This window comes from Flavobacterium sp. KY-23415 (assembly GCF_055384985.1).
Genome location: NZ_AP044001.1, coordinates 4,137,556 through 4,155,021 on the forward strand (window position 1 = coordinate 4,137,556; position 17,466 = coordinate 4,155,021).

General features: G+C 29.4%; 20 protein-coding genes. 13 read left to right on the top strand and 7 right to left on the bottom strand.

Annotation, left to right across the window (positions count from 1 at the left end; all coding sequences use genetic code 11):
- Window positions 1-8: 8 nt before the first annotated feature.
- From lolA1 to ribB, 3 genes are read left to right on the top strand one after another with little or no spacing between them, the layout of a single operon-like run.
- Window positions 9-653 (top strand): outer membrane lipoprotein periplasmic chaperone LolA1, encoded by a 645-nt coding sequence (gene lolA1 / locus ACZ49Z_RS18105; protein WP_464305703.1) that lies wholly within the window; start codon window positions 9-11, stop codon window positions 651-653.
- Window positions 654-660: 7 nt separating this feature from the next.
- The gene (locus tag ACZ49Z_RS18110) at window positions 661-2,109 is read left to right on the top strand and encodes an LptF/LptG family permease (RefSeq protein ID WP_464305704.1); all 1,449 of its coding nucleotides are present in this window, start codon (window positions 661-663) and stop codon (window positions 2,107-2,109) included.
- A complete protein-coding gene (gene ribB / locus ACZ49Z_RS18115) occupies window positions 2,109-3,245 on the top strand; it encodes a 3,4-dihydroxy-2-butanone-4-phosphate synthase (protein ID WP_464305705.1) in 1,137 nt (378 codons plus the stop codon). The genes ACZ49Z_RS18110 and ribB overlap by 1 nt, the downstream gene beginning before the upstream one ends.
- 3 nt (window positions 3,246-3,248) lie before the next feature.
- On the opposite strand, the gene ACZ49Z_RS18120 is transcribed toward ribB, so the two are convergent.
- Entirely contained in the window at window positions 3,249-4,001 is a 753-nt protein-coding gene (locus ACZ49Z_RS18120; protein ID WP_464305706.1) for a sulfite exporter TauE/SafE family protein, read from the bottom strand.
- A gap of 200 nt (window positions 4,002-4,201) precedes the next feature.
- On the opposite strand from ACZ49Z_RS18120, the gene ACZ49Z_RS18125 reads away from it, so the two are divergent.
- From ACZ49Z_RS18125 to ACZ49Z_RS18165, 9 genes are all read left to right on the top strand, one after another.
- Window positions 4,202-5,224, top strand: a complete 1,023-nt coding sequence (locus ACZ49Z_RS18125) for a M28 family metallopeptidase (protein ID WP_464305707.1) — start codon at window positions 4,202-4,204, stop codon at window positions 5,222-5,224.
- Window positions 5,225-5,385: 161 nt separating this feature from the next.
- On the top strand, window positions 5,386-6,345 hold the full coding sequence (locus tag ACZ49Z_RS18130) for a S41 family peptidase (RefSeq protein WP_464305708.1): 960 nt from the start codon (window positions 5,386-5,388) through the stop codon (window positions 6,343-6,345).
- 8 nt (window positions 6,346-6,353) lie between these two features.
- Window positions 6,354-6,887 (top strand): HD domain-containing protein, encoded by a 534-nt coding sequence (locus ACZ49Z_RS18135; protein WP_464305709.1) that lies wholly within the window; start codon window positions 6,354-6,356, stop codon window positions 6,885-6,887.
- Window position 6,888: 1 nt separating this feature from the next.
- Window positions 6,889-7,731, top strand: a complete 843-nt coding sequence (blaOXA, locus tag ACZ49Z_RS18140) for a class D beta-lactamase (protein ID WP_464305710.1) — start codon at window positions 6,889-6,891, stop codon at window positions 7,729-7,731.
- A gap of 126 nt (window positions 7,732-7,857) precedes the next feature.
- Window positions 7,858-8,241, top strand: a complete 384-nt coding sequence (locus ACZ49Z_RS18145) for a hypothetical protein (RefSeq protein WP_464305711.1) — start codon at window positions 7,858-7,860, stop codon at window positions 8,239-8,241.
- Window positions 8,242-8,278: 37 nt separating this feature from the next.
- A complete protein-coding gene (locus ACZ49Z_RS18150) occupies window positions 8,279-9,007 on the top strand; it encodes a helix-turn-helix transcriptional regulator (protein ID WP_464305712.1) in 729 nt (242 codons plus the stop codon).
- Between the two features lie 36 nt (window positions 9,008-9,043).
- The gene (locus tag ACZ49Z_RS18155; protein WP_464305713.1) at window positions 9,044-9,502 is read left to right on the top strand and encodes a GyrI-like domain-containing protein; all 459 of its coding nucleotides are present in this window, start codon (window positions 9,044-9,046) and stop codon (window positions 9,500-9,502) included.
- Complete coding sequence (locus ACZ49Z_RS18160) at window positions 9,499-9,843, top strand: DUF1801 domain-containing protein (protein WP_464305714.1); 345 nt, start codon at window positions 9,499-9,501, stop codon at window positions 9,841-9,843. Before ACZ49Z_RS18155 ends, ACZ49Z_RS18160 begins: the two co-directional genes overlap by 4 nt.
- A gap of 57 nt (window positions 9,844-9,900) precedes the next feature.
- On the top strand, window positions 9,901-10,698 hold the full coding sequence (locus ACZ49Z_RS18165) for an alpha/beta hydrolase (RefSeq protein ID WP_464305715.1): 798 nt from the start codon (window positions 9,901-9,903) through the stop codon (window positions 10,696-10,698).
- A gap of 40 nt (window positions 10,699-10,738) precedes the next feature.
- On the opposite strand, the gene ACZ49Z_RS18170 is transcribed toward ACZ49Z_RS18165, so the two are convergent.
- The 6 genes from ACZ49Z_RS18170 to ACZ49Z_RS18195 form a co-directional block, all read right to left on the bottom strand.
- Window positions 10,739-11,644, bottom strand: a complete 906-nt coding sequence (locus ACZ49Z_RS18170; protein ID WP_464305716.1) for a ribonuclease Z — start codon at window positions 11,642-11,644, stop codon at window positions 10,739-10,741.
- A 74-nt stretch (window positions 11,645-11,718) separates the two neighbouring features.
- The gene (locus ACZ49Z_RS18175) at window positions 11,719-12,051 is read right to left on the bottom strand and encodes a ribonuclease Z (RefSeq protein ID WP_464305717.1); all 333 of its coding nucleotides are present in this window, start codon (window positions 12,049-12,051) and stop codon (window positions 11,719-11,721) included.
- 245 nt (window positions 12,052-12,296) lie between these two features.
- On the bottom strand, window positions 12,297-12,626 hold the full coding sequence (locus ACZ49Z_RS18180; RefSeq protein ID WP_464305718.1) for a hypothetical protein: 330 nt from the start codon (window positions 12,624-12,626) through the stop codon (window positions 12,297-12,299).
- Window positions 12,627-13,556 (bottom strand): aspartate carbamoyltransferase catalytic subunit, encoded by a 930-nt coding sequence (locus tag ACZ49Z_RS18185; RefSeq protein WP_464305719.1) that lies wholly within the window; start codon window positions 13,554-13,556, stop codon window positions 12,627-12,629.
- A 19-nt stretch (window positions 13,557-13,575) separates the two neighbouring features.
- Complete coding sequence (pyrR, locus tag ACZ49Z_RS18190; RefSeq protein ID WP_464305720.1) at window positions 13,576-14,118, bottom strand: bifunctional pyr operon transcriptional regulator/uracil phosphoribosyltransferase PyrR; 543 nt, start codon at window positions 14,116-14,118, stop codon at window positions 13,576-13,578.
- A gap of 89 nt (window positions 14,119-14,207) precedes the next feature.
- Window positions 14,208-15,827 carry an ABC-F family ATP-binding cassette domain-containing protein gene (locus tag ACZ49Z_RS18195; RefSeq protein WP_464305721.1) on the bottom strand — a complete coding sequence of 540 codons (1,620 nt, stop codon included), beginning with the start codon at window positions 15,825-15,827 and terminating at the stop codon, window positions 14,208-14,210.
- 160 nt (window positions 15,828-15,987) lie between these two features.
- Here ACZ49Z_RS18195 and ACZ49Z_RS18200 point away from each other — a divergent pair, with 160 nt between their 5' ends.
- Window positions 15,988-17,394 carry a TlpA family protein disulfide reductase gene (locus ACZ49Z_RS18200; protein WP_464305722.1) on the top strand — a complete coding sequence of 469 codons (1,407 nt, stop codon included), beginning with the start codon at window positions 15,988-15,990 and terminating at the stop codon, window positions 17,392-17,394.
- The last annotated feature ends 72 nt before the right edge of the window (window positions 17,395-17,466 follow it).

The following is a 17,466-nucleotide window of genomic DNA, read 5'->3' on the forward strand; positions in this document are numbered from 1 at the left end:
AATACACAATGAATAATTTTTTTAAATTAGTATGTTTTCTTTTAATCGGTTTTTCAACCCAAGCACAAGACGCTGCTAAAGCTAAAAGTTTATTAGATGATGTTACAGCTAAAGTAAAAAGCTATGACAACATAGTTATAGAGTTTAAATATGCAATTAGCAATCCGAAAGAAAATATAAACCAAGAAAGCAAAGGAAATGTAACTCTAAAAGACAACTTATATAATTTAAACTTCATGGGAGTTACCAAAATATTTGATGGTAAAAAAGTATATACAATTGTTCCAGAAGACGAAGAAATTTCTATTTCTAAATTTGATGAAAATGATGACAATGCTATTACGCCTTCAAAAATGTTAACTTTCTTCAATTCAGGATACAAGTATGCGTGGGATATTCTTCAAGATGTTAAAGGAAGAAAAATCCAATACATAAAACTAACACCAATTAGTTCTAAAGACCAAAGAAAAGAAATACTTTTAGGAATAGATGTACAAACAAAAAACATCTATAATCTGATTGAAACTGGTAAAAATGGAACAAGAACTACATTAACTGTTAATTCTTTTAAAACAAATCAACCTATTTCAAAAAATCATTTTACTTTTACAGAGTCAAAATATCCTAATTACTATATCAATAGATTAGACTAAGAACAAAGTGAAATTATTAGATAAATACATTGTCAAATCCTTCATGATTACATTTACTTCGGTATTTGTAATCCTTTTTTTTATATTCGTTTTACAAGGAATTTGGTTATTCATAGCAGAACTGGCTGGAAAGGATTTAGATTTCTTTACTGTTTTTAAGTTCCTATCATTTTATGCACCAACTATTGTACCGATGGTTTTACCACTATCTGTACTCCTTGCTTCTATCATGACTTTTGGTAGTTTTGCAGAAAACTACGAATTTGCTGCAATGAAATCCTCTGGAATTTCATTGCAAAGAGCCATGAGAATGCTAACAATAGTTATCTTCATATTAAGCATTGTATCTTTCTTTTTTGCAAATAATGTGATTCCTAAAGCACAATATAAATTTCTTAATCTGCGAAAAACTATTGTACAACAAAGACCTGCGATGGCTATTGCCGAAGGGCAATTTAATCCAATTGGAACGACAATCAACATCAAAGTAGAAAAGAAATCGGGAGATAATGGTGAATTTCTAGATGATGTGACAATGCATATTAAAAATGTGAATGCTGGTTTAGGTGCAAATACTGTTATTAAAGCCAAGAAAGGAATTCTAAAAAGCGATATTAATTCTAATTATCTTCAATTAGAACTATTAGACGGTAATTACTACGAAAATGTAATTCCAAAGAAATATGAAGACAGAGACAAACATCCTTTTGCAAAAAGTAGTTTCAAAAAATACGTTTTAAATTTAGATTTAACTAAATTAGATGGCAACACGACAGATAATAATGACATTACATCTGAAAAAATGCTAACATTAAACGAATTAAATTATACAATAGACTCCCTACAAAACAGTTACAACAAAGATGTTGTTTCATTTGCTGACAATATTGTGCAACGTAACGATTATGTTTTTCAATTAAAAAGAGAACAAAACATAGCTAAAGAAGCAATAGTAAAAGACTTACTATCAATTTTTACTCTTACGGAAAAACAAAAGATATTAGAAATGGCTAAGAGTAATACTTCTAGCAATGAATTTAGTATTAATAATAGTAAATCCGATTTAGAATACAAAAAGAAAAACATCAATGCGCATTGGATTGTTGTACATGAAAAGTTTGTAATTGCTTTTTCATGTTTACTCATGTTCTTCATTGGAGCACCCCTTGGTGCAATCATTAGAAAAGGAGGAATTGGTTTGCCTATTGTTTTTGCAATTATCATATTCATTACTTTTCACTTTATAAACACCTTTGGAAGAAAAATTGCCCAAGAAGATTCAATCACACCTTTACTAGGAATGTGGATGTCTTCAATAGTATTAACACCTTTAGCTATATTTTTAACCTATAGAGCCACAAACGACATAGGCATCATGATTAACTTTGATTTTATTGTTGATCCATTTAAAAAGCTAATTTCAATATTTTCAAAAAAAACAACCAAACTACAATAATGTCAAACAACAAAATACAACTAAATACAATAGAAGAAGCTATAGAAGATATCCGTCAAGGAAAAATCATTATAGTAGTAGATGATGAAGACAGAGAAAATGAAGGCGATTTTTTAGCTGCTGCTGAAAAATGTACCCCAGAAATGATCAATTTCATGGCTACACACGGAAGAGGCTTAATTTGTACACCATTAACTGAAAGTCGTTGCAAAGAACTCGATTTACACACAATGGTTCGTAATAATACGGATCACATGGAAACTGCTTTTACTGTTTCTGTAGATTTAAAAGGACATGGAGTAACAACAGGCATCTCTGCGGCCGATAGATCAAAAACAGTAATTTCCTTAATAGACAAAGACACTAAACCCTATGATTTAGCTAGACCTGGACACATTTTCCCATTAATTGCAAAACAAGGTGGTGTATTAAGAAGAACTGGTCATACAGAAGCTGCAATTGATTTTGCAAGATTAGCTGGTTTTAAACCTGCTGGTGTAATTTGTGAAATTATGAATGAAGATGGCACTATGGCTCGTTTACCAGAACTTGTAGAAGTCGCAAAAAAATTCGATTTAAAACTTGTTTCAATTGAAGATTTAGTTGCTTACAGAATGCAGCATGATAGTCTAATTCAGAAAAAAGAGGATTTTGAAATTCAAACCCGCTTTGGTTCCTATAGATTAAGAGCATATCTTCAAACTACAAACAAACAAGTGCATTTAGCATTAACTAAAGGAACTTGGAGTAATGGTGAAACCATCCTAACAAGGATTAATTCAACTTTAGTAAACAATGACATTTTAGGAACGTTAACCAACGATGCTGATAAAAGGCTAGACGTAATGTTTAAAAAAATTGAAGAAGAAGGAAGAGGTGCAATTATTTTTATTAATCAAGAAGTAAAATCTTTAGAATTACTAACACGATTAACAGAATTAAAAGAACTTCAAGAGAGTGGTACTTTTAAAGCTCCACAAATTAAAATGGACAACAAAGACTTTGGAATTGGAGCACAAATTCTTCATGATATAGATATTTCAAAAATTAAACTTTTATCCAACAGTTCAGACCAAACAAAAAGAGTTGGTATGATTGGTTATGGTTTAGAAATCACAGAATATGTACATTTCTAATTATTAGAAAAACCACAATTTTATAGCTAAAGATGATACTGTAACAATTAAAAACCATTTAATTACAGTATCATCTTTTTTTACAGACCAACGACTAGCAAACCAAGCACCAGTAGCATTCCCAATTGTAAGAATAAAAGCCAAAGTATAATTTATTTTATTCTCTAAAGCAAAAACAATAACTGCACCAATAGTATAGACCCAAACAACAAAAACTTTAGTTGCATTCGATTTTAATAATGATAAACCATTCAAATAAGGTAAAATAAGCAGCATTAAAAATCCTATCCCTGCATTTATAAATCCACCATAAATACCTAAGAAAAAAAACACAACAATAGCTATATATAACGATTTCCCAGTTGTTTTTTCAAAACCTTCTAAATAATTTTTCTTTGGACCAAAAACAATAGTTAATAAAACCATCATCATTATTACCGATAAAATTCTATTAAATAATTCTCCATCAATATCTACAGCCAATTTTGCACCTATAAAAGAACCCAATAACGCAGAAATTCCCAAATATAAACTAAAAGGATAAGTTGATACCCCTTTACTTTTAAATCCTCTAACCGCTGCAAAAGTTTGCACTAAAATAGCAATTCTATTAGTTCCATTTGCCACTGGTGCAGGCAAACCTAAAAAAATTAACGTAGGAAGTGTTAATAAAGTTCCTCCTCCAGCAATAGTATTTAAAAACCCAGCAACAAAACCTATAGGGATTAATAAAAGATATTCTAATTCAAAATTCATACAATAGTAAATTGGCTTGCAAAGATATACTAATCCATCAATGATTTGGTAACATTTTGAAAGTAGCATATCAAATTAACCTTCAAAAACAATAGTTATTTTGTCTAGTAGATTTTTATAAAAATTTGTTAAGAAAGATTAACATTTGCTAATAAATAACCTATTTTTACTTTTTATTGAATTTTTAACCAAATATAAGAATGAAGAAGATTTTAATTTCTGGGGCAATACTTACTTTACTTTTAGCTAGTTGTAGTTCCGTTCCAAAAGCTAAAAAAGAAGCTGATGTTTCAAAATATATGAATAGCATAACCGCTTCAGAATTGAGCACACATTTACACATTGTAGCCTCAGATGAAATGGGTGGAAGAGACACAGGAACAGAAGAGCAAAAAAAAGCAGGAAAATATCTTATTGAGCAATACAAAAAAATGGGAATTAGCTTCCCAGAAATAGCAAAAGATTGGTATCAAAAAGTACCTTCTGAATTTATGGCGAGAGGCTTTGCACCAAAATTAAATGATTCAGAAAATATTTGGGCCTTCATTAAAGGCAGTGAAAAACCAGATGAAATCCTAGTCATTTCAGCTCATTATGACCATGTTGGAACAAAAAATGGAGAAGTCTATAATGGTGCCGATGATGATGGTTCTGGAACTGTTGCACTATTAGAAATTGCACAAGCATTTAAACAAGCTGTAAAAGAAGGATATACTCCAAAACGTTCTATACTTTTCCTTCATGTAACTGGTGAAGAACATGGTTTACATGGCTCTCGATATTATTCAGAAAACCCACTATTTCCACTTTCAAATACAATTGCAGACATTAATATTGATATGATTGGAAGACGCGATTTATTGCATCCAGATACTAATAATTATGTTTATGTTATTGGTTCTGATAGATTAAGTACAGAACTACATACTATTAACGAAGAAGCTAATAAAAAATATACTCAATTAGAATTAGATTATAAATATAATGACCGAAATGATCCTGAAAAGATCTATTATCGTTCTGATCATTATAATTTTGCAAAACACGGAATACCTTCAATCTTTTTCTTTAATGGTGTTCATGCAGACTATCACATGCCAACTGATACTCCCGATAAAATTGAATATGATGCTTTAACAAAAAGAGCACAGCTTGCCTTTGCTTTAGCTTGGGAACTAGCCAATAGAGAAGAAAGAATTAAAGTGGACAGAGACGGAAAATAGTCTTGTCTTCTAGAAAAATACTGATTGTCATTCTGTACAAATTTGGAAGCTTTATTATGTTTCAATCGTTTGTCAGAATGACTTTTTTTTAGCCTTCTCTCCTACTTTTTTATATATTTGAATAAATAATGGTTTTCCTAAACTATATCATTACATATTCAATGATCAAAAATTATACTTATTTACTAACTCTACTTGTTTTTACAGCATGTTCTAAAAAAGAAACTTACAAATTAGCTCCTGAGGTAAAAGAATATTTAGATGAAGTAATTACCATTTTAGAGCATAATTCAGTTAATAAATACAACATTGAATGGCATGTTTTCAGAAAAGAAATCTATACACATGCAAGACAAGCAAAAACAATTGAGGAAACTTACCCAACAATCAATTTCGCTATAACAAAATTAAATGATAAACATAGTTATTTTGCTCCAAATAAAATTTCTGAAAAAGAGATTGAAGAAAAAGAATTGCCTGTTCTTAATGATGAAATCGTTCCTGACTCCATTGGTTACATTCGGATTCCGTTCTGTATTGGAGGAGAACAAACAATTCAAACTTATATACAAAACACAACAAATAAAATCATAAAACAAGATAGCCCCAAAATAAAAGGTTGGATTGTTGATTTAAGAGGCAATTTTGGAGGCAACATGTGGCCAATGCTCACCGCAATAGGACCAATATTAGGAAATGGGGAAATTGGTTATTTTATAAATGCCGAAAAGGAGTCTTCTGCTTGGAAATATGAAAACGGAAAAGTTTATCTACAGAATACAATTGTTGAAGAAACAAAAATTGTATATCATTTAATAAAAAAAGACCCTAAGGTAGCAGTACTTATAGACAATGTCACTGCAAGTTCCGGAGAAGCTATAACAGTAGCTTTTAAAAACAGAAAAAATACGCGTTTTTTTGGAGAACCAACTTTTGGTGTCTCCACTGGGAATAAATCCTACACTTTAAGTGATGGTTCAAGAATAAACTTAACCGAATCAATTTTTGCAGATAGAAATAAAATCAAATATGGAAAATCTATTTTCCCAGATGTAGAATGCAAAAGTAGTGAAGCAATAAATAAAGCAACACAATGGTTAAATAAAATTACGATTCAATAAAAAATATTATGCAAACATTATATCAGAAAGCCTTACTATTTGCTGCTAATAAACATACGGAAGCTAAACAATTATTAACGGGTACCCAATTACCTTATATTGTTCATCTAAGTAATGTAGCTATGGAAATACTTGTTACCTCACAGCATTCTGAAAATTTTGATATAAATTTTGCCATTCAAATTGCACTACTTCATGATACTATCGAAGATACTGCAACTACATTTAATGACATTCAAACACATTTTAATAAAGAAATTGCAGAAGCTGTTTTAGCATTAACCAAAAATGAAGATTTAGAGAAAAAAGAACAAATGATTGATAGTCTAAACCGTATAAAGAAGTTAAAAAAAGAAGTTGCAGCGGTCAAACTAGCCGATAGAATCACAAATTTACAATCGCCTCCAAAACAATGGAATAAAGACAAAATAAAAAGCTATCATAGTGAAGCACTATTAATTTTAGAAACACTCTCTGGAACCAATAAATATTTAGAAAACCGTCTTCAAGCAAAAATTGAAGACTATAAAAACTATTTTTAGCATGAATAAAATTGTATTTTTATTTTTCTTATTTATCTCTTGTAAAGAAAAACAAGTAATTAACCCAACTACTACAGTTGAAAACAGAAATGATCAAACACAAAAAATCAAAACAGATGCCTTTCAAAAAATTATTGATTCAGCAGATGTAAAAGGATCTATTCTTATTTATGATGCAAAAGAAAATAGTTACTATTCTAATAATTTTGATTGGGCTTCTACAGGAAAACTTCCTGCATCAACATTTAAAATTCCTAACTCCATTATTGCACTAGAAACAGGTATCATTGAAAGTGATAGTAGTGTTCTTAAATGGGATGGAAAAATTAGAGATATGGAAAATTGGAATCAGGATTTAACTTTAAAAGAAGCTTTTCATTATTCTTGTGTTCCATGCTATCAAGAAATTGCACGAAAAATAGGTCTAGAAAAAATGAAAAGCTATGTTAACCAATTTAATTATGGTAACATTCAAATAGATTCTACCACATTAGACAATTTTTGGCTTAAAGGAACATCAAAAATTAATCAATTTCAACAAATTGAGTTTCTAAAAAAATATTATGACAATTCACTTCCGATTAGTAAAAGAACTGGACTAATAATAAAAGATATGATAATTATTGAAAAAAACAATAACTATCAATTAAGTGGAAAAACAGGTTTTTCAATTGAGCAAGGTTATAATGGTTGGTTTGTGGGCTATTTAGAAAAAGATAATCGCGTGTATTATTTTGCAACAAATATAGAGCCTAAAACAACGTTTAACAGAGAGCAATTTGTTTCAATGCGAAAAGAAATAACAATAAAAGCATTAAGAAATTTAAAGATAATTGCTCAATAATTTTTTTTTCGAGACAACCAATCCTCTTAAATTTCAGTCCAAAAATCATAAAAATTAACTATATTTGTTCTAGCTATTACTAAACAAAAACCCAAATTATTTAACCTACTAATTGATAATAGCATCATGAAACGCATATTACAACTTGGACTGTTGTTAATGTTAACAGCATTAATGGCGTTCACTAACCCTGAAGAAAATCATTGTAAAATTGCTCATAGGGGCACATTTGTTTATGGCAGTGGCTCAACCTTTGTGAAAGTCGTTATAAATGAAAATGAACACACAGAATATCATAACAACGGGAAATACTATATTAAATCAACAATTAAGTGGATCAATAATTGTGAATTCGTAGTCAGTTTTAGAGAAATAACTGTTCCAGATTTTGAATATAGCACAGCCGATCAAATGTATGTTAAAATTAACAGTGTTGAAAAAAAAGAAATTAACTTCACTGCAACTATTAATAGAAAAAGTTGGAGTGGAAAATTAATTAAAATTAAATAGTTTTCTTTAGTTTTAACAATTCTATAATTGTCTAAAAATGGAGGAAAACGAAAAACCACGCATTGCAAGACTCACGTCTATCGTTACACAACTACAATCTAAAAAACTTGTAACCGCTAAGTCTTTGTCTGAAAAATTTAAGGTAAGCGTTCGCACTATTTATAGAGATATTCGCACGCTTGAAAATTCGGGAATACCCATTATTACGCAAGAAGGCAAAGGCTACTCTTTAATGGAAGGTTTTCAATTACCACCAATAATGTTCACCGAAAATGAAGCCAATGCCTTAATTACTGCAGAAAAACTAATCAGTCAAAACAAAGACCTCTCATTAGTTGAAAATTATACTAATGCCATTACAAAAATAAAATCGGTTTTAAGGTATTCACAAAAAGAATCTACCGACATTCTAAATGAACGCATTCTGTTTAGAACAAATGTAGAAAAAACAAGGACAAGTCATCATTTAATGACCTTACAATCGGCAATAACAAAATTACAATTAACAACAATCCATTATATATCATTACAAAATGAACACACTACTCGAACAATAGAACCATTTGCCCTATACAGTACGCAAGAAAACTGGATTTTAATTGCTTTTTGTAGGCTACGCAATGAATATCGTTCTTTTCGAATTGATTTAATTGAACAATTGAAATTAGAAAATGAAACTTTTGAATCGCATAAAATGACCCTTCAAGACTATTTTGAAATTTGCAGACAAAAATATCTAAATAGCCCTGACATACCCTTGTCATAGACCTACTCTACTTTTGTAACATTAAAATTTACAAAAATGGAAAATACAAATATTGAAACAATCCACATTGTTGGTATTGCAACGAGAACTACCAATGAGAATCAACAAGCAGCAAAAGACATTCCGTTACTTTGGGAAAAATTCATTAGAGAAGATATTGCTAACAAAATTTCCAATAAAACAAATGACAACATTTATGCAATATACTCAGATTATGAAAGTGATCATACCAAACCATATACAATCTATATTGGCTGTCCTGTTATGTCTTTAGATAATATTCCTGAAAATTTGGTATCAAAAACAATTTTTAAAGGAAATTATACTAAATTTATTGCTAAAGGAGATTATAAGCAAGGAAGTGTTTACAATGAATGGATAAAAATTTGGAACACCCCCTTAGACCGAAAATATACAACCGATTTTGAAATTTATGATGAAAAATCGAAAAATCCAGCCGAAGCAGAAATACCCATTTATATATCGATTAAATGAAAGCTTTAGAACAATTTTATTTAGCACAAGAAGAACCTAATAGAAGTATATTTTTAGCATTGAGAGATTGTATTCTTTCTCTCGATGCTGAAATATCAGAAGAATGGAAATATAAACTACCCTTTTTCTATTATAAAAAAAAGATGTTCTGTTATTTATGGAAAGATAAAAACACAAACGAACCCTATATTGGGATTGTGCGTGGAGAAGCGGTTAATCATCCATTACTTGAGCAAGGCAATAGAAAACGCATGAAAATATTTCGCATAAATACCAATGAAGATATCCCTATAGATGAAATTTCAGTAATTTTAAAACAAGCTCAAAATGCCTATAAATAATTGCATTTAAAATATCTGACTATATTTGTATTTTCTATAAGAAAACATCAGATTCAAATGAAGAAAATGCTAATTACACTATTCACCACCCTACTCCTTTTATATACTACCTCTTGTGTATTGCTCTATTTTTATCAAGAAAAAATACTCTTTTTCCCAGAAAAATTAGACAATGATTATCCATTTCAATTTCAAAATACTTTTGAAGAAATCAATATAGAAGCTAAAGATAGAAGGCTTTTAAATAATTTACTTTTTAAAGCAGATTCTACAAAGGGCGTAATTTTTTATCTTCATGGTAATGCAGGTTCATTAGCTAGTTGGGGCGATGTTGCAAAAACTTATACCGATTTAAATTATGATGTATTTATTACAGACTATAGAGGTTATGGAAAAAGTGAAGGAGAAATTAAAAGTCAAAATCAAATTTTTCAGGACAATCAGATTCTCTACAATGAACTAAAACAAAAGTATAATGAAGATGAAATAACAATTTTAGGTTATTCAATTGGAACTGGTTTTGCAAGTAAACTTGCTTCAGACAACAATCCAAAACAGCTCATTTTGCAAGCTCCCTATTATAGTTTAACCGATTTAATGAAGAATACATATTCTATACTTCCTACTTTTATTTTAAGATACAAATTAGAAACTAACGAATATTTAAAAAAATGTAAAATGCCCATAACTCTTTTTCATGGAAAGAAAGATGAAGTTATTTACTATAATTCTTCCGTGAAACTTCATGAAGAATTTAAATCAAACACCACATTAATTCCACTAGAAAATTTAGGCCATAATGGTATGACAGATAATGAGCAATATAAATTAGCTATAAAAAAGATATTAAACTAAATACAAACTATTGCAATCATAACATATAATTAAGAGACAATTAAAATTCAAATTCCTTACCATCATCTGCAAGCAGTACGTTATCAAAAACAGTTTGAGCTTCTTCTTTAAACAACTCAATATTGCCATAACGAGTAGAATAATGTCCCATCACCAAATTTTTCACATTTGCTTTTTTAGCAATAGTAGCAGCTTGAATAGCAGTGCTATGCATTGTCTTTTCTGCTAAATGCGATTCGGTTTCTAAAAAAGTAGATTCATGATATAATACATCTGAATTTTCTATTATTGGAATAATGCTTTCATCGTATAGAGTATCACTACAAAAAGCATAACTCTTCTCAGGATTAGGCGGAAAAGTTAGTTCTTCATTGGCTATTATAGTTCCATCATCTAAAGTAATATTGCCACCCGATTTTATCTTTTGATAATAACATTTATCTATATTTAAAGCTTCAACTGCAACAATATCTAATTTTCGTTGCGTATTTTTTTCTTTAAATAAATAGCCATTTGTGTAGACTCTATGTTTTAAAGGAATGGTGGTAACAATGACATTATCATCTTCAAAAACAACTTCACTATTTTGAGATTCTAATTCATGAAAAAACAAATTGTAGCCCGTGAAAGAACCAGAAGCCCTCAATTGAAGTAGAATAATTTCTTTTATCCCTTTTGGTCCATAGACATGTAGATCGTTTACACGGTTTAATAGCATAAATGTAGATATCAAACCCACTAAACCATAAAAATGATCTCCATGCAAATGCGAAATGAAAACACGGTTAATGCGGTCAAATTTTATTTTGTGTTTTCTAAGTTGAACTTGTGTACCTTCTCCGCAATCAATAAGAAACATTTGATTTTTTATTTCTAATACTTGCGATGTAGGATTTGTAATAGTACGTGGTGTGGCTGCATAACAACCCAATATTGTTAATTTCATTTATTTAGTATTCAGTAATTAATAAAAAAATCAGTTTCAGTAAAATTGTACTGAAACTGTTACTGCACACTAAATTAAAAGCCTAAATCGCGTTCAATTTCTTCCATCTCTATAATATCTTGTGCCTCTAATACAGAAGGAACCACCGTTAGATAATCGGGTATATCATTAAAATCAATATCATTAGCAACAATAACAAATGATTTTTTAGCACTAACATGTTTCTTGGATAAATCTTTAAAATTAATAATATCATTTAGAGTTACATTTTTATCATGAGAAACATCTAAAATTAGATTTTGATCCTTAAATGTTGTGTATTGGTTTGCAATATTTTCAATAAATGCAATAATATCGCCCCTTGTTTCTTTAAGAATGGTTGTGTGTCCTTTTTTATCTACTTTCATCAAAAATATTTTTTTATCTCTTAAGTTTAAAAATAAGAAAAATTAATGCAATAAAAACAATTAACAATAAAATTGTTTCCTGATATTTTTCAAAGTTGTTTTTTTTAGTTGATGGCTTTGTTCTTTAATTCACTTTTCTACCTTTAATTTATAAAATGCTTTTCAGGATTTAACTCAAATGATTTTACAATCCATTTTAAAGCATTTCCATTATCTCCCATTAACTCAATAAAGTGTACTTAAGTTCAAAGCTGTTGAATACCTATTTGGTTCTTTTTTTCTATATCAAAATACAATGACATAGCTTTTTCATATTCCTTTTGAAGTATGAATATAAATCCGACATTAGATAAGTAATTTATATCTTTTGTTTGATTATAATGATCTTGTAAATCCTTTTTAACTTTTTCAATATCAACATTAAAAAACTTAAATCCAACAGGAATACTATTTACTTCCCTATCCACATAATAGAGCTCAACACCATTTTTTAAGATTTTTGTTTCGCCATTTAAGCATCCAAAAACAATTTGAAAATGGAAAAAGAATATAATGATATATTTAAAAAAATTCACTTATTGCTTAATTTTACTAGCTAATAAATAAATAACCGCCATTCTTATAGCAACACCATTTTCAACTTGATTAAGAATGACTGATTGTTGAGAATCTGCAACATCGGAAGTAATTTCTACTCCTCTATTAATAGGTCCAGGATGCATAATAACAACTTCTTTACTAAGTGAATCTAAAAGATCTTTTGTAACGCCATATTGTTGTGCATATTCTCTTGTTGAAGGAAAATAATTCACATCTAATCGCTCGTTTTGCACACGAAGCATATTGGCAACATCTGCCCATTCTAATGCTTTTCTTAAATTGGGTTCTACTTTTACCCCCAGGGACGCTATGTATTTAGGTATTAATGTGTTTGGGCCACAAACTTTTATTTCAGCACCTTGCATTTGTAGTGCAAAAATATTTGACAAGGCCACTCTTGAATGCAAAATATCTCCAACAATTACAACTTTTTTCCCAGCCACATCTCCTAACTTTTCCCTAATAGTATAACTATCTAATAAAGCCTGTGTTGGATGTTCGTGTGCTCCATCTCCTGCGTTAACAATACTTGCATTCACATTTTGAGATAAGAAATGTGCTGCTCCTGGACTGCTATGACGCATAACCACCATATCTACTTTCATGGAAAGAATATTATTCACAGTATCTATAAGTGTTTCTCCTTTTTTAACAGATGATTGTGCAGCAGAAAAACTAATCACATCGGCAGAAAGCCTTTTTTGAGCTAGTTCAAAAGATAGTTTTGTTCGTGTACTATTCTCAAAAAAGATATTTGCAATAGTAATATCTCTTAGTGAAGGTACTTTTTTAATGGGTCTATTGATTACTTCTTTAAAATGATCGGCTGTTTCAAAGATTAAATCAATATCATTTTTATTAATATGTTTTATTCCTATTAAATGATTTACTGATAATTCTTTCATTTATATTGTTGTGTTGTTGTTATTTTTTTTGTTCTAATAAAACCAAATCTTCTCCATCATTATCTTTCCATTTCACGATAACTCTTTCATTGTTTATAGCATCTACTTGTCTTCCTCTATAATCGGGTTGAATAGGCAAATGCCGACTGAATCTTCTATCTATTAATGTTAATAATTCTATTTCTGAAGGTCTCCCAAACGATTGAATTGCAGTTAATGCAGAACGAATACTTCTTCCTGTATATAATACATCGTCTATAAAAACCACTTTTTTATCTTCAACAATAAAATTAATCTCTGTTTTATTAGCTTCTAAAGGTTTTTCACCTCTTCTAAAGTCATCTCTAAAAAATGTAATGTCTAAAAAACCAAGTTGAACTTCCTTAATACCATATTCTTGCTTTAAAATTGAAGCTAATCGCTCTGCAAGGAATTTACCTCTAGGTTGTATTCCTATTAATATTGTATTCGAAAAGTCTAGATGATTTTCAATAAGTTGGCAAGCCAAACGATGTAGAATAATGTTGACTTCTTTTGCTGTTAGCAATACTTTTTGACTCATGTGTTGCGTAGTTTGAGCAAATTTAAAATTAATATTTCTATTTTCAATTAATCCTATAAAAAAATCCCGAAAAAACGGGATTTTATATTTTATGAATACATTACTTTTCTTTGTTCTTTAATCTTTGGATCGTCTAAATATTCATCAAAAGTCATATATCTATCAATCACACCTTTTGGAGTAATTTCAAGCACTCTGTTTGCAACTGTTTGAGCAAACTCGTGATCATGTGTTGTGAACAATACCGAACCTTTAAAATTCTTTAATGAATTATTAAATGCTGTAATAGATTCCAAGTCTAAATGATTTGTTGGTTCATCTAACATTAATACATTAGCTCTTAAAAGCATCATTCTAGACAACATACAACGCACCTTTTCACCTCCTGATAAAACATTACATTTTTTTAATGCCTCTTCACCTGAAAAAATCATTTTTCCTAGAAAACCTCTAATATATACTTCGTCTCTTTCTTCTTCTGTTTTTGCATATTGACGTAACCAATCTACTAAATTCAAATCTTTATTTTCAAAAAACTCATGATTCTCACTTGGTAAATAGGATTGACTCGTTGTAACTCCCCAATCATATGTTCCTGAGTCTGCTTTTTTATTTCCGTTTAACACTTCATAAAAAGCAGTAGTTGCACGAGAATCTTTAGAAAAAACAATTACCTTGTCTCCTTTTGCCATGTTTAAGTCAACATTACTAAACAATACTTCACCATCTAGAGAAGCGCTTAAACCTTGAACGTTTAAAATTTGATCACCAGCTTCACGTTCTGTTTCAAAAATTATAGCAGGATACCTTCTACTTGACGGCTTGATTTCATCAAGATTAAGTTTATCAATCATTTTTTTACGAGAAGTTGCTTGTTTCGATTTTGCAACGTTAGCACTAAAACGACGAATAAATTCTTCTAATTCTGCTTTTTTCTCTTCTGCTTTTTTGTTTTGTTGTGCTTTTTGTTTCGCTGCTAATTGACTTGATTCATACCAAAAAGTATAATTACCAGAAAAATGGTTGATTTTTCCAAAATCAATATCTGAAACATGTGTACAAACTGCATCTAAAAAGTGACGGTCATGCGATACAACTAAAACTGTATTTTCATAATTAGCAAGGAAATTTTCTAACCAACCAATCGTTTCAAAATCCAAATCATTTGTAGGCTCATCCATGATTAAAACATCTGGGTTGCCGAAAAGAGCTTGCGCTAATAAAACACGTACTTTTAGTTTACCTTCTAATTCACCCATTAGTGTATAATGATAATCTGCAGAAATACCTAAATTAGACAACATTGCACCAGCATCAGAATCTGCATTCCAACCATTCATTTCATCAAACTGCAACTGTAGTTCTCCAATTCTATCAGCATTTTCATCAGTATAATCTAAATATAAAGCATCCATTTCTGCTTTAATAGCATGCAATACTTTATTTCCCATTAATACCGTTTCTAAAACCGTATGTTCATCAAACATATTGTGATTTTGATTTAAAACCGACATACGTTTTCCTGGTTCAAGTATAACTCTTCCAGAAGTTGGATCAATTTCACCTGATAATATTTTCAAAAAAGTTGATTTTCCAGCACCATTGGCACCAATGATACCATAGCAGTTACCTTGTGTAAAGGTTACATTGACTTCATCAAACAAAACACGTTTACCAAACTGAACTGATAAATTCGAAACTGTTAACATTATTATGAGTTTTTATAAAATTGTTGCAAAAGTAGAAAAAAATATGCAGTTTTAACTTCATTATGATGTTTTACTTTATTATGTATATTTTAACGCATCGTTAACAAGTCCTTTAACATGGAAAATTTACTTTTGTTACTGAAATAAATAAATTTATTAAATGTTTAAAAATTACATTAAATACTTTTTGCCTCTTTCTATTGCTGCTTTAACCTCTCTAACTTCTTGTAAGAAAGCATTTGAGCCCGATAATTACACTGCCTATTTTGGTGGTGAAATAATTAATCCGCAGAATAATTTTATATTATTTTCTAAAGATGACACAGTCATTGACACTATTTTTTTAGATGAAAACAATAGATTTCTTCACAAATTTGATTCTTTAGCTCCAGGTTTATACACTTTTATACATCAACCTGAATACCAATATATCTATTTTGATAAAAACGACAGCTTGATGATTCGTTTGAATTCTTTAGATTTTGATAATACTCTTGCGTTTTGTGGTAGAGGAGATGAAAAAAACAATTTCTTAATAGATTTGTTTCTTAAAAATGAACAAGACCGTGCTAATTTATATGACATCTTAGAAAAGGATTTAAATTCATATACAAAATCAATTGATTCGAGTTATAAAAAAATTAAAGCACACTACAATAAAAGAAAATCTGAAATAAACTGGAGCGACAATTTTGATGTTGTTGCTAAAGCTGGATTAAATTTTAACTATTATTATAAAAAAGAATTATATCCTTATGCTCACGAGTATAAAACAGGTGAAAATATTTGCCCAAAACTACCTAAGGAATATTATAAATATAGAGACAGTATTAACTTTAATAATCCTGAATTAGGAAGCTATTCTCCTTTTATAAAGTATGTAGCTACACTTTTAAACAATGTAACTTATGAAAAAGGAAAATGCAAATTAGAAACCAAACATCTAGAGAATAACGTTAGAAAATTAAATATTACTGACACTCTAATAAAAAATCAAAATATAAAGAACATTGTTTTAAATAATATTGCGTATTTATATTTATTGGAAGATCAAAACATGTATAACAATAAAAAATTTATTGATCGCTATATTGAACTTTCAACAGACAAAGAACAACATCGAGAAGTTTTAGAGATTTATAATGCCGTTCAAAATTTAAAAATTGGCAACAAACTACCAAAAGTTTCAATTATTGACAAGAACAATAAAAATATTGACTTTAACAAGGTAATAAATAACCAACAAACGGTAGTTTTTTTCTGGACAACACATGCAGAATCTCATATTAAAACGGTGCACGAAAAAGTGCATAAATTACAGGAGAAGTATCCAAAGGTTAATTTTGTAGCTATCAATATTAATGATACAAATGAAAATTGGCTAGGTGCTTTTGATAAATATAATTTCAAAAATGTTACAGAATTGAAAGCAATTAATTTTGAAGAAATTAAAAAGAATTGGGTTATAACAAAGAACCATAGAACAATTATTCTAAACCCAGATGGCACTATTAAAAATGCTTTTTCAAATATTTTCGATGTCAATTTTGAAAAAGGATTACAATAAATCCAATCCGTCCATTAATAATATAGATTAAACAGAATAATTTTATAAAAAAAGAGATTTTCAATTTGAAAA

Excerpts from the sequence above, each read along its gene's own strand:
- lolA1 (WP_464305703.1), top strand. The coding sequence starts at position 9 with ATGAATAATTTTTTTAAATTAGTATGTTTTCTTTTAATCGGTTTTTCA.
- ribB (WP_464305705.1), top strand. The coding sequence starts at position 2,109 with ATGTCAAACAACAAAATACAACTAAATACAATAGAAGAAGCTATAGAA.
- ACZ49Z_RS18120 (WP_464305706.1), bottom strand. The coding sequence starts at position 4,001 with ATGAATTTTGAATTAGAATATCTTTTATTAATCCCTATAGGTTTTGTT.
- ACZ49Z_RS18125 (WP_464305707.1), top strand. The coding sequence starts at position 4,202 with ATGAAGAAGATTTTAATTTCTGGGGCAATACTTACTTTACTTTTAGCT.
- ACZ49Z_RS18130 (WP_464305708.1), top strand. The coding sequence starts at position 5,386 with ATGATCAAAAATTATACTTATTTACTAACTCTACTTGTTTTTACAGCA.
- ACZ49Z_RS18135 (WP_464305709.1), top strand. The coding sequence starts at position 6,354 with ATGCAAACATTATATCAGAAAGCCTTACTATTTGCTGCTAATAAACAT.
- blaOXA (WP_464305710.1), top strand. The coding sequence starts at position 6,889 with ATGAATAAAATTGTATTTTTATTTTTCTTATTTATCTCTTGTAAAGAA.
- ACZ49Z_RS18145 (WP_464305711.1), top strand. The coding sequence starts at position 7,858 with ATGAAACGCATATTACAACTTGGACTGTTGTTAATGTTAACAGCATTA.
- ACZ49Z_RS18150 (WP_464305712.1), top strand. The coding sequence starts at position 8,279 with ATGGAGGAAAACGAAAAACCACGCATTGCAAGACTCACGTCTATCGTT.
- ACZ49Z_RS18155 (WP_464305713.1), top strand. The coding sequence starts at position 9,044 with ATGGAAAATACAAATATTGAAACAATCCACATTGTTGGTATTGCAACG.
- ACZ49Z_RS18160 (WP_464305714.1), top strand. The coding sequence starts at position 9,499 with ATGAAAGCTTTAGAACAATTTTATTTAGCACAAGAAGAACCTAATAGA.
- ACZ49Z_RS18165 (WP_464305715.1), top strand. The coding sequence starts at position 9,901 with ATGAAGAAAATGCTAATTACACTATTCACCACCCTACTCCTTTTATAT.
- ACZ49Z_RS18170 (WP_464305716.1), bottom strand. The coding sequence starts at position 11,644 with ATGAAATTAACAATATTGGGTTGTTATGCAGCCACACCACGTACTATT.
- ACZ49Z_RS18175 (WP_464305717.1), bottom strand. The coding sequence starts at position 12,051 with ATGAAAGTAGATAAAAAAGGACACACAACCATTCTTAAAGAAACAAGG.
- ACZ49Z_RS18185 (WP_464305719.1), bottom strand. The coding sequence starts at position 13,556 with ATGAAAGAATTATCAGTAAATCATTTAATAGGAATAAAACATATTAAT.
- pyrR (WP_464305720.1), bottom strand. The coding sequence starts at position 14,118 with ATGAGTCAAAAAGTATTGCTAACAGCAAAAGAAGTCAACATTATTCTA.
- ACZ49Z_RS18195 (WP_464305721.1), bottom strand. The coding sequence starts at position 15,827 with ATGTTAACAGTTTCGAATTTATCAGTTCAGTTTGGTAAACGTGTTTTG.
- ACZ49Z_RS18200 (WP_464305722.1), top strand. The coding sequence starts at position 15,988 with ATGTTTAAAAATTACATTAAATACTTTTTGCCTCTTTCTATTGCTGCT.